The sequence below is a fragment of the Streptomyces sp. NPDC039430 genome (assembly GCF_055639435.1).
Genome location: NZ_JBVKAK010000017.1, coordinates 67,604 through 79,571 on the forward strand (window position 1 = coordinate 67,604; position 11,968 = coordinate 79,571).

The following is an 11,968-nucleotide window of genomic DNA, read 5'->3' on the forward strand; positions in this document are numbered from 1 at the left end:
GGAGAGAGGGATGGGCGTGCAGCGCTAGAACCGTAGACGTCCTTCGCCTCTCAATTTGATGAGACGGCGCTGTATCTTGATCAGTTTGAATCGTGGTTGGTACTTCTGCAGGCGGTCCATCATCTCGGTCTCGTTGCTAAATCGCTGTTCTTCCCGCAGCCTTAGGATGGCGCGCATGTGTGAATCCCGGGCTTCGAGGGCGAGCTTCAGTCGGTATGTGTCCTTTTCGTCGTTCACTGCGACTTCAGGAGCGACTCCACTGGCCGGAGGCTCCTCCATATCCGGAATCGATACCTGGGTCACGGAGCGCCCCCGGTCCCAGTGGGATTGGCTCTCGCCGCTCTTTCCGGCCTTGCGCGTGTACTTTCCCCACGCCGTGTTCAGCTTGTTCGGGAACCCCTGAATTGGATCGCCTCCACCAGGATGGTCCTTCTTCGGGTGGTAGGTGATGTTCACTTGATACCAGACGATCCTGGCCCCGTTGGCTATCCACTTTCCAGCCGGACCTTCGGTTACCCTGAGCTTCATGTTCTGATAGTGCCTCGCCGGCACGAGGTTCTGGTTCTTGACGTTGCCGCCCAGTTCATACGGCAAGAGGTGTGTCCTGTCCCAGCGTTCGCTGTCCTTGAGATTCGTCATCGTGTTGAGATACCGGAATCCAAACGGCTCGGGTGTGCGCTTGGTGTTACGGTCCTGTTCGGATAGGGCGAATTTTTGGTTCACGTACTCGGAAGTGAATCCGGAAGCCAGCTTGTTGTCCTCGAACTTCGGCGAATTCACTGGAGGCAGCTTCGGGTCGCGACGTGTGTCCTCAAGCCAGTCGACCGGGACGGTCTTGTCGCCCCTGTCGAATCCAGCGTTGTCGAAACCCTCCTCCGGGACTTCCCTGCCGCTGATGACGCCGCGCGAGGGGTTGAGCCTGGCCACGACCTCGAACCGAGGAGGGTGCTGTCGGCTGAGTTCGGTGAGGCGGTACCACCGCCGCATGGCTTCCAGCGCCAACACGTGGTCTTTCCGGGCAACGCCCTTGCGTAGCCTGCTCTCTTCGACGGGGCGGATGCGGGCCACGATCCTGCGTAGGCGATCCACCTTGGATTCGGTGGAGTTCTCCGTCTTGCGGCGCTGATCCCGCTGCCGCCGTCGCTGCTCCTGGCGCGTCCTCTGTTGCTGGCGCAGCAGGTCGCGGCGGCGGGCGTAGGCGTCTCGCATGCGGCGGGCGTTGTTGTCGAGGTCGCGGCGGCGCCGGTCGCCGGTGTCTCGGCGGCCCAGGGCGTCTTTGGCCCTGCGGGTGCGGTTGAGGGCTGCCCGTACCGTCCGCCTGGCGCGGTTCATGGCCCTGGCCGCCGGCGATGTGGGGCGGCGGCGCTGTGTTGGCTTCGTGCTGTCGGGTTCGCGGCGTGGGCGGGTGCGGTCCTGGGGGGTGTTCTCGTCGGTGCGGTCGGGGTCGTTCCGGCGGTCGCGGTCGGTCGCGCGGTCGGTCGGGCGGTCCGGTCGCGGGCGCGTGGACGGGGCGGGGGAGCTTTGGGGGCGGCGGGTCGCGGGGCGGGCGGTGGCGCCTCGGGACGGGCGCGGGGGCCGGCCGGGGCGGGGCGGTCGGCGCCTCAGTTCGTCGGCGGTGCGCCGCGCTTGCTGCTGGGCGTCCCGTGTCTCCTGGTTCCTGCGCCGCTGGTCGTCCGGCCTCGGCCGCTCCGTCGCCTGTGGCCTGTTCGGATTGTTCGGGCGCGTGGGGTCCTGGGGACGCGGCGCGGCCCGGGGACCGCCTGCGGCGTTCGGGGTGTTCGGTTTGGCGGGGTCCCGTTTGAGGCCCTCCGCCACTCCCTTCAGGCGGTCGCCCACCTTCTTCACATACCTGGCGACCCCGCTCAGCAGCGCCTGGTAGGCCAGTTCCAGCAGCGCGACCACACCCGAGGCCACGGCCTTGGCGAACAGCAGGCCCGCGTTGCCGCCCTTGACCGCCTTCAGGTAGTCCATGAACGCGCCGAAGGCCTGCAGGATCTCGCTCAGCGCACCCCACGCCGCCTTCAGGGCGTCGATGATCGCCAGCACCCAGCCCGCGCCGGGGATGAGCTTGGCGATCACCTTGGTGATGACGATCTCACCGATGATGAACGGCAGTTGGGGCTGGGCCTCGGCCCAGGCCTCCTCGGCCATCTGCTCCTTGCTCACACCACCGTTGAGCAGCGCGTCGAAGATCGCCTTGGGGAGGCCGAGTACCTCTTGGATCTTCTCGTTGAACCAGTTCTTGACCGCCGAGATGATTTCCTGGAAGAGGTAGTTCCTGGCACCGTCCTCCGCCGAGGCCGCGGCTCCGCTGAGCCAGCCTCCCGGGTCGGTGATGATGTCGGCGGCGATCAACGCCCACTCGCCCAGCGCGTTGAGCAGGCCGAGCGCGAAGTCCATGATGGCCCTGAGCCCGCTCATGACGGCGTCGACCGCCATCCGGAGACCTTCGCGCAGCGCGTCAAGGAGGCCGCTGAGCATCTCGCCGAGCTGGTCGAGGAGATCGTTGACCATCTCTCGAAGCTCGTCGGCGATCTCGTTGACCAGCTCGATCGCCGCGTCGCGGATCCGGATGATGAGATCGCGAATCTCATTGGCGATCTCAAGGAGGCCGTCGAGCAGATCCTTGCCCAGCTGGATCAGGGCCTCGGTGAACTCCTCGAACTTCTCGATGATGAACTCACGGGCCTCCTCGATCCAGCCGAGAACAGTGCCCTTGAAGTCCGTGATCAGGCTGGTGATCGCCTCGCGGGCCGCCCGGAAGACCCTGATAATGGCGTCTTTGAGCTCATTGAGCTTGTCCCGGATCCAGTCGAACGCCCGGGAGATCCAGCTGCCCGAGTCGTTCTTCGCGGTGTCGCGTTCGCTCTTGGCGCCTTCCTCCGCCCTGGTCCTCTCCCGTCCGATCTCCTCCTGATCCGTCGTCCGCCGCGTCTCGACGTCCTCGTCGGTCTGCTCCTCCTTGTCCTTGACGTCCTGGCGGATCTTCTCGATCTTGTCGCTCTTCTTCGTCCCGAGGGAGTCGAGTTCTCCGTCCTGCTCCGTCCTCCACCGCGCCCGGGACTCCTCGACCTCGGCCCTGGTCCGCTCGCGCTCCGCGGTCTGGGTCCTCGTATTGGTCTCGATCTCGCCGCGGACGTCCTGCCTGTGCCGCTCCTGTGACTTCCTGAAGTCGTCGTCCTTGGCCTGCCGCTTGTCGGACATCGACTTCCGGCCGTCGCTGAACGCGCTCCGGAGCCGCGGTCCGCGTTCGTGTTCCGCGACCTCCGAGACCGCCTCCGGCGGGATCCGCCCTCCCACCGGCGCGCCGCCGCTCCGGCCCGCGCCGCCGCCCCGCCCCTGGGCGCCCGGTACGCGAGCGGTCAGCGTCTCCCGCGGTACGTCGGGATAGATCTGGTCCTCGCCCAGCGGCCGGCCGGCGTCGTCCCGCCCCGACGCGTGGAGTTCCTGCCCCTTGGCGTCGAGTTCACCGCCCTGTTCGTCGACGCGGCCACCGGTCTCCCCTTCCAGTCCGACGCCGGGTGCCGTGCCCACCGACGCCTGTGCGAGCATCTCGTCCTCGGTCGGCAGGTCGAGGATCCAGCCCACGAGGGCGTCGGTGTCGATGAGGTCGCCGCCCCCGACGAAATTGCTGACTCCGTTCACGATCCCGGCGACGGCCTGCCCACCGGCCGCCAGGCCCAGTTCGACCTTGCCGGGCTCCTCGATCTCCATCCCCGGGATCTCGCCCTCCGGGGCCTGGTCCCCCTCGACCTCCGCCTCCTCCTGCTCGGGGGCGTCGACCTGGGCTGCCGGATCACTGGAGTACTCGCCCGGCGCGGAGGTGCTCGGCGCGCCGCTCAACGTCTGTGGGGCACCGGACGGCCGTTCCGTCGTCGGCGGCGCGGCCTGGAGCGCCTGGTGTTCCTCGCCGACGGTCCTGTCCACCGCTCCGTTGACACCACCCAGCGCCTCAAGGGCGCGGTGCGGCTTGAGGTTCGCCGCGGTGCTGAGCCCGGCCTCCGGTGACACCTGCGACAGGTTCGGCGCGGCCGGTTCGCGCTTCGCCCTGGCCGGTGCGGCGGCGCGTGAGCCCCCGCGGCCTCCGCCACCGCCCGAGGCGCCGCGCGTGCCACCCCCGCCCTTGACGGTCCGTGAGGACGCGGAGCCGGACGAACGCGAGGGGGCCGGTGCGGCCGCGGGAGCCGCCTCCGACGTGGGACTGGCCGTGGGCTCGGGAGCCGAAGTGGGAGCCTCCGACCGTGGGGCCTCCGCCCCCGGCTCCGGCGCACCGCCGCTCGTGGTTCCCGCCGCCCCTCCCGCACCTGAGACATGGGTGTCCCGGGCTGGGGAGACGTCGCCTGATGTGCCTGTCCCGGAGTCCTGCTCGCCCGAGCGGGCGTCACCGCTCTGGCGGGCGCCCTCGGACGTGCCCGTGTCCGGCGTCGGGGACGTCGCAGCGGCAGGAGAGGACGCGGTGGGCGAGCCGGAGGCCGTACCCGAAGGCGTACTTGAGGCCGTACCGGACTTTGCCGTCCCGCCCGCCGACGGCTGGTCCCGGCCCCGGCCCTGCCCCTGGCTCTGCCCCCGGTCCTGGCTCTGTTCCGCCGTCCCGGATTCCTGGGCTTCCGGCTTCTGGTCCGGTTCGGACCGCTCCGTCTCCGGTGCCGCCGATTCCCGGTCCCTCACCTCAGGTGTCGGTCCGGAAGGCACGGTAGGGTCACCGGCCGGTCCGTCGGACGAGGGTGGCGGGCCCACCTCCTGTCCGACCGGCTTCTCGGCCTGGAGGGCGTTGAGCTGCCGGCCCTCCGCCTCGGCGCGGGCCGCCGGGGAATCATGCGCCTCACCGTCGGCGCCCATCGGCCCCGAGAGTTCGTCCTCCCCGGAGTCGGACTCCGCCGCGTCCTCCTCGTCCCGTCGCGCCTGCACCTCTTCGGCCTTGGTCCCGGGAGGCTCGGGAAAGCTCGGCGTCGACGGACCGGCGCCCTGGTCCGGGGTGATGTTGTCCGCGGTCGGTACACCCGACACGTCGAGGTCGGACGCGGGGAGAAAGTCCTCAGGTCTGATCTCGGTATTCCACGCGCTGTCTCTGTCGAACGCCTCTTCCGCTTCGAGCTCTTCCAGCTCGCCGGCCGCACCGGACTCCGGGCCCGGCGGCTCATCCTCCAACTCCGCGTCCTGGGGACGGATCCCTTCCAGCGTGCTGCGGCTGCCCAGATCCGCGGTCCTCAGCAGAGCGCCGGGCTCCACCCCCGCCGAGTCCTGACCGTCCTCGCGACGCCTGTCCGCCCCGCGCGGCTGGCCCCCCGCGACCAAGGGCTCCACGGCGCCGGGTCTGTTCTTCGCGGCGGACTCCTCCTTGCCGGCCGTGGGCGCACCACTGACCTCAGGGGCAGCCACACCCTCTCCGGAGTCCTTCCGGCTTTGCTGCTGAGACCCCGTATCGGTCTTCTTGCCCGCGCCGGTCCTGTCGCCATTGGCGCTGCTCCGGCCGCCACCGCCCTGCTCCGACGCCTGCGTCCTCCGCGAGGCGCCGCCGGACGTTCCGGTCGGCTGCCGCGCCCCGGGCCCGGCCGTACGGTCATCGCCGTTCGACGCCGGCCGCCGCTGCTCCTGTTGTCCCTGGTCGATCGTCTCGCCCTGCTCCGGGCTCGGCCGACGCTCGGCCTCGACCGAGCGTTCGGGTTCCCGTTCCAGCGGCTCGACGACGTCCGGTACGGCCGCCGGCGCGCTCAGGGCGTCCAGTTCGAGCGGTCCGCTGTCCTCGCTCTCCTCGACCAGATCGATCAGCCGGTCACGCTCCGAGGGGAGCAGCCGCAGCTCCAGCCGGTCCAGCACAGCGTCCTGCAACTCGGGACCGAAGCGGGCGAGTTGCGTGCGTACGCGCTTGGACCGGTCCTCCGGGTCGCCGCGCAGCGAGCGCAGCAGACTGTTCGTCAGCCGGTCCACCAGCGTCGCCGGGTCGAGCTGCTCCTGGCGCCGCAGATCGGCGTCGAGCGTCGCGTAGCGCAGCCAGCCCGGTGTGGACTCGTCCCGTCGTATGTCCGGGGCCGGTTCTCCGTCCCGTACGGACCGCTGCGCCGCCGATTCCGCCTCGCGCTCCATGGTCTGCTGCGGCAGGCTCACCGCGCCCAGATCGCGGCCCGCGCGCAACGCGCCCAGGCCGTCAGGGTTCTGGACGGTGTGGAGCAACTCGTGGGCGAGCAGGCGCTGTCCGTCCACCGTGCCCGGACGGTAGGTGCCCTCGCGGAAGAAGATGTCCTGGCCGACCGCGACCGCGTCCGCGCCCAGCAGTTCCGTGAGCGCGCCCGCACCGCGGTCGGTGTGGAGGCGTACGCGGCTGAAGTCGTGGCCGAGCCGCTCCTCCAGCTCGCGCCGTACGCTCAGGTCCAGGGGCTGGCCGGCGCCGCTGACGATGTTCTTCGGTTCCGGGGTACGGGACGTGGTCCTGGCCTTGCGCTTGCGCCGCTTGTCGTTCGCCGACCGGTTGTCGCGCTCCTCGGAGTGCGTGGTGCTCATCGTGACTCACCCCGCCCCGAGAGTCCCGCGTGCACCGCGCGCGCCAGCGCCTCGCCCAGTCGCCGCGGTGAGGTGGTCGCGGGCAGGGACGGCAGGCCGGAGAGGGCGTCCAGGGCCCGGCCGCCGTCCGTGGCCAGGGGTACGCCATGGTCCCGTACGAGGCGGGCCAACTCCGTCCGGAAGGCCGCCGAGAGCCGCTCGGGGTCCACGTGATCGAAGCCGTCGAGCACCAACTCGCCTATGTCGACCCGTACGGTGTCCGCCCGTACGGTTTCCGTCCGTACGGTGTCCGCCCGTGCCTCGGACGTGCGTGGTGCCTCGTTCAGACCCATCCGTGCACCTCCGTGGGCGTCAAGGAGCGGTCCAGCTTGAGGTATTCGGTGCGCGCCGCCTCCAGCATGTGGCGCATCTGGAGCCGGTCGCCCTCCTCCGCGGCGAGGAAGGCACCCGACAGCGCGATATTGCGGATCGAGCCGCCCGCCACGGTCAGCCGGGCCAGTCGCTCAGGATCGATGCCCTTCATCGGCGCCCGCGCGGGCAGCACCCGCCGCCAGATCTCCGCGCGCTCGGACTCGCCGGGGAAGGGGAAGTCGACGACGAAGCGGATCCGGCGCATGAACGCCGTGTCCAGGGCCTGCTTCATGTTGGTGGTGAGGATCGCCAGCCCCCGGTACGCCTCCATCCGCATCAGCAGATAGCTGACCTCCAGGTTGGCGTAGCGGTCATGGCTGTCCTTCACCTCGCTGCGCTTGCCGAAGAGCGCGTCCGCCTCGTCGAACAGCAGCAGCGCGCCGCCCCGTTCGGCCGCGTCGAACACCCTGCGCAGATTCTTCTCGGTCTCACCGATGTACTTGCTGACCACCTGCGACAGATCGATGACGAACAGATCCAGGCCCAGTTCCCGCGCCATCACCTCGGCCGCCAGTGTCTTTCCGGTACCGGAGCCGCCCGCGAAGAGCGCGGTGACGCCCAGGCCCCGGCGCAGTGTCGCCTCGAAGCCCCACTCCTGGTAGACGGTGGCCCGCTGCCGTACGTGCGCGACGATTTCGCGCAGGATCCTCAACTGCCGTTCCGCCAGCACCAGATCACCCCAGGCCGCGTCAGGTTCGATCCGCCGGCCCAGCTCGTCCATCCCCATCCGGGCCTCGGTGAGCCCGGCACGCCAGGCGAGACCGGCCGCGTCCGGCTCGTCCTCACCGGACAGATCCCGTACGACGGCCGCGCCCGCGGACCGGATCAGATGGGGCGGCAGCGAGAACTGCTCGACCAGTCCCCGCAAGTCGTGCTCCGACACCGCCGGTACGTCCTGAAAGGCGTTCGTCCACACCCCCAACTGCTCCTCGGCGTCCAGCGACGGCACGGTCACCCGCTCGCCGCGCGGCCGGGCGGTCTGCCGCGGGTCGAGGCTGGAGACCACCAGCGGTACGCCCGCGCTCTCGACGAACGCGTCGGTGGCGGCAGTCTGTTCGCGGTCCGGCTCGCCGATCTCCACCAGCAGCGCGGCGGGCAGCAGAACGGCCTCACGCTGCCAGAGCCGGGCCAGCCGGTCGCGTTCCGCCGGATCGGTGGGCAGATCGTCGGCGGCCAGCGCGTACAGACCGAGCCCGGAACGGCGGGCGGCCGCGGCGGCGATATCGGCCCGGGAGCGCAGGTCACCGCCGACCAGCTCGACACGTAACGGGGCGTACGGTCCGGCGCCCGCCAGTCCCGCCGCGACCCGGTCCGCCGCCCGTTCGTACGAGGCGGGGAGGGAGTCCGGCGCGGTCGTACGGCGCAACAGGCCGTGCAGCCGCGCGTCCAGATACGGCGAGCCGACGAGGAAGTGCAGGACGCGTTCGTCGAGGCGCAGCCGGGAAGTGGTCAGCCGCGTCTCGTCGTCCAGCTCGATCAGTCGCCAGCGGCGCAGCGGGGCGACGGGCGTCAGCGCGCTCCAGTGCGGCTCCGCCAGAGCGGCGAGGGTGAGCGAGAACGTCGGGTGCGCCCGGCCGGGATCGCCGCTCGCGGCGGCGCACCGGGCGCCGGCGGTGGGGTCCAGCTCCGCGGCGGCGGCGAGCAGGATGACCTCGCGCTCGAACGCGCTGAGCCCGAAGCACCGGACGAGCGCGTCCAGGGTGCCTGGACCGCTGCCGGCGCCAGCCCTTGGATCGGTGCCGGCGCCTGTTTCGGTGTCCGCCCCGGTACCGGTACCGGTACCGCCGCCCGCGCCCGCGCCCGTGTCGATGTCCGTGCCCGCGGGCTCGTCGTCCTCCGCCCGTCGCGTACGGCCCTTCGCGCGTCGCGCGTGGGCGTCGACACGCGCGAGGACGGACCGTACGGCCGCCGCCAGCGCGCGACCGTCCGTACCGGCTCCCTCCGCCGCGCCCCGGTCCGCTCCCTCATACGTCCCCATGCCCTCACCCGCCCCTGTCTCGCGCACCGCGGCCTCAGCTCTCCGTGCCGTCGTCGCCCGTGCCGGGCCTGCCGCGGGTGTGCGTACGTGTACGAGAGCCGGACGCGGCCCGCTTGGCCGACGTCTTGGCGGTGGCGGTCCTGCTCGCCGCGCGCTTCTTCGCGGGCGCGCCGGCCTTCGGCTTCGTCCCCGGCTTCGTCCCCGTGTCCGGCTCCGGCTTCGTTTCCTTCTCCGTGGCGGTGACGGTGTCGCCGGCGTCGGCGTCCGACGGTTCCTTCGCGACCGGCGGCACCGGCGCGCCCGGTGACCCGAACGGCAGCGCCCGTACCGTCCGTCGCTCCACCGGTCTCGCCGGTACGGGCCGCTCGCGGCCCTCGATCAGCACGAGCGACGCCTGATACGCCACCGACAGTGTGTACGGGGTCTGATGGAGCATCCCCCAGAGCTTGGACGTCTCGTCGATGTCCATCACCGTCGGTGTGAACCGCACGAGCTGCGGCGACTCGGCCAGATCACTGCCCGCCAGATACGGACGCTCGGCCGCCAGCTCGATCAACTCCTTGGGCAGGACCGGGATTTCGTGCAGGGTCCTGACCACACCCCCGATCAGCCGCTGGCCGATCAGTTCGGCCTCCTCCCCGTACGCGCTGATCAGATAGTGCAGATCGAGGGGCGCGGCGGGACGCTTGACCAGCGTGCCGTCCGACGAGCGCGTCGGCAGGTCGGTGTGGCGCATCGAGGCGTTCGGAGTGACCTGGTACAGAAAGACATTGACGGTCGGCTCGGCAGGCGGCTCGGCAGGCGGTTTACGGGTCTCCACCTTGACTGCGATATCGATCTCGGGCCCCAGATTTCTCTCGATCAGCAGTGCCAGGGCCTGGGTGACCGTCGCGACGGCAAGTGCGTTGCTCATGGCCTCAGTTCCTCGTCTTCTCGCCGCGCGACAGATAGGCGTCCAGGGTCAGCGCGGGCCCGCGCCGCCCGGTGTGATCGGGGCGGTCGGCTGCGCCGGGGCGATTCCCGCCGGGCGGCGGCGCGGCGGTCACTTCGAGCCGGCCGATCTGTACGTGGACGACCCGTTCGGCCTGCTTGGGCGCGCGCCGTCCCACCCCGTTCGGCGCGGTGCCCCGGGCGGCGGTGGTGTCGGCGTCGCGCGGCCTGAGCGGCGCGGCGGCGGCCGGGGGAGTGGTGGCGGCACGGGGTGTGGTGGCGGGCGCCGTCCGCTCCGAGCCGGATGCCGAGGGGGCCGCGGGCCGCCGTGGTGCGCGCGGGCTGTCGCCCGACGCCGGTCGCGGCCCCGGAGCGCGGTGCGACAGCGGCGGGAACAGCGGCCCTGTGCTCGGTGTGGCGTCGGGGCCGGCGGGCCGCTCGTGCTCGCCGTCCGGACGTACCGCCTCGGTCCGTACCACCGTGTGCCGGTCCGTCCGCACCTCACGTCGCTCGCGCACCAACTCGGCCGGACCGGAGGAAGGCTGAGCGACGGACGGGAGCAGCGCGGCCGGCTCGTCGGGCTCCTGCGGGCCGGACCGCAGCGCCTCGACCCGCTCGTACGGGCCGGGCAGCCGTGGGCGGACACGCGTCCTGCTCCCGGCGCCCTCGGTGCCCCCGATCCCCTCCGCACCCTCGGCGCCGCCCACCCCGGGCACCGGCGTGTACCGGGCGAGCAGCCGGTCGAAGTAGTCAGGCATCGGCACACAGCTCCAGGTAGTAACGACGCCGCAGCGGGCTGAGCGCCAGGATCTCCGGCTCGCTCCACCCGTAGGCGCTCGCGAGCAGATGGACATCGAGCAGCAAGTCCCTTGCCCAGGTGTCCAGTTCGGTCCACAGATACGAGGTGATGTCCAGTTCGGCGGGCGTGCCCCCGCCGCACTCGGGGCAGCTGACATTCAGCGTCACGTCGGCCGCCGGATCCGCCTCCGCCGCCGTCTCGGCGAGACGCCGTTGCAGGTCCGCGGGCAGCAGCCCGGCCAGCCGCTCCGGCGGCACCGTCTCCCCGCCCCGCACGGCCGAGACCGCGCAGCGGGCGACCAGCAGCCGACGGGCCTCCGCCGCGTCCGGTGCGGAGCCGGCCGCCGCGAGGTCGGCGACGGTGGGCAGCCGGAACTCCACCACCCAGTCGCCCTCCGCCACCCGCAGTGGTCCGTCAGGAGCGCGCCCCCGGACGCCCAGCAGCGTCGCGTCGAGATCGAACTCCATCGCCTCCCCGCACGACGCGCACTCGACGCGTACCTGCATGCGCTCGCCGAACAGGGCCCGGCGCAGCGCGAAGAGATCCGCCTCCCGCGCGCCGACCGGCATCGACAGCAACTCGTCGGTGCCGGCCCCGGGGCGGGCCGCCCGGTGCAGCAGCAGGGACCGTCCCGCGTCGTGCTGCGCCAGCCCGGATTCCCAGGTGGCGAGCAGCTCGGCCGGCCCCGTCGGCGTCATCGCTCATTCCTCCGGTGTGCAGGTGGTACGAGTGGTACGGGTGGTACGCATGACACAGGTGACACAGGTGACACAGGTGACACAGGTGGTACGGCTCGCGCGGATCAGGCCGGATAGGTGAACGAGGGTTCGACCGGCTCCTCCACCTCGTAGTCCCGTTCCCAGCCCTCGCATTCGAGCTTGACGCTCTGGATGGCGACGGCGTTCGCGTTGGCGTCCAGCTCGCCGAGCACCTGGTACTCGCTCACCCAGGCCCGGTAGAGCTTGTGCGAGACGGCCACCTGCCCGGCCTCGTTGAGGACCTGGATGATGATGTCCTTGCGGAAGTCCCGCAGCGAGACCTCCGAGCCGAGCCCGGCCCCGACCTGCCAGACCTTGTTGGCCCAGCGGTCGAACTCCGGGTCGTGGGTGACGCCGCGTTCGAGCGTGACCCCCTCGAACTCGGAGCGGCCCGGCGACTTCCGCGGCGAGCTGGGGTCACCGCCGTGGCGGTGTTTGACCACTTCGGTGGTGCGCTTCAGCGGACTGATCTTGCTGATGCCCGCGACCGTTCGACCGTCCCACAGGACCAGGAACTTGAAATTCTTGTAGGGGTCGAAGCGATGGGCGTTGATCTGGAACTCAGCCATCGGTTTCCTTCGTGTTCCTTTTCCT

7 protein-coding genes are annotated in these 11,968 nt (G+C 71.0%); all 7 read right to left on the reverse strand.

The window, feature by feature from the left end; all coding sequences use genetic code 11:
• Positions 1–24 precede the first annotated feature (24 nt).
• A complete protein-coding gene (locus ACZ7LS_RS30765) occupies positions 25–6,498 on the reverse strand; it encodes an eCIS core domain-containing protein (protein ID WP_385136077.1) in 6,474 nt (2,157 codons plus the stop codon).
• The gene (locus ACZ7LS_RS30770; protein ID WP_385136079.1) at positions 6,495–6,830 is read right to left on the reverse strand and encodes a hypothetical protein; all 336 of its coding nucleotides are present in this window, start codon (positions 6,828–6,830) and stop codon (positions 6,495–6,497) included. Before ACZ7LS_RS30770 ends, ACZ7LS_RS30765 begins: the two co-directional genes overlap by 4 nt.
• Positions 6,821–8,887: an ATP-binding protein gene (locus ACZ7LS_RS30775; protein ID WP_385136082.1), complete on the reverse strand. Its 2,067-nt coding sequence runs from the start codon at positions 8,885–8,887 to the stop codon at positions 6,821–6,823. The genes ACZ7LS_RS30770 and ACZ7LS_RS30775 overlap by 10 nt, the downstream gene beginning before the upstream one ends.
• A 34-nt stretch (positions 8,888–8,921) precedes the next feature.
• A complete protein-coding gene (locus ACZ7LS_RS30780) occupies positions 8,922–9,800 on the reverse strand; it encodes a Pvc16 family protein (RefSeq protein WP_385136085.1) in 879 nt (292 codons plus the stop codon).
• A gap of 4 nt (positions 9,801–9,804) precedes the next feature.
• Positions 9,805–10,575 (reverse strand): hypothetical protein, encoded by a 771-nt coding sequence (locus tag ACZ7LS_RS30785; protein WP_382524392.1) that lies wholly within the window; start codon positions 10,573–10,575, stop codon positions 9,805–9,807.
• Complete coding sequence (locus ACZ7LS_RS30790) at positions 10,568–11,314, reverse strand: T4 family baseplate hub assembly chaperone (protein WP_382524394.1); 747 nt, start codon at positions 11,312–11,314, stop codon at positions 10,568–10,570. The genes ACZ7LS_RS30785 and ACZ7LS_RS30790 overlap by 8 nt, the downstream gene beginning before the upstream one ends.
• Positions 11,315–11,418: 104 nt before the next feature.
• Entirely contained in the window at positions 11,419–11,943 is a 525-nt protein-coding gene (locus ACZ7LS_RS30795; protein WP_382675389.1) for a phage tail protein, read from the reverse strand.
• Between the last annotated feature and the right edge of the window lie 25 nt (positions 11,944–11,968).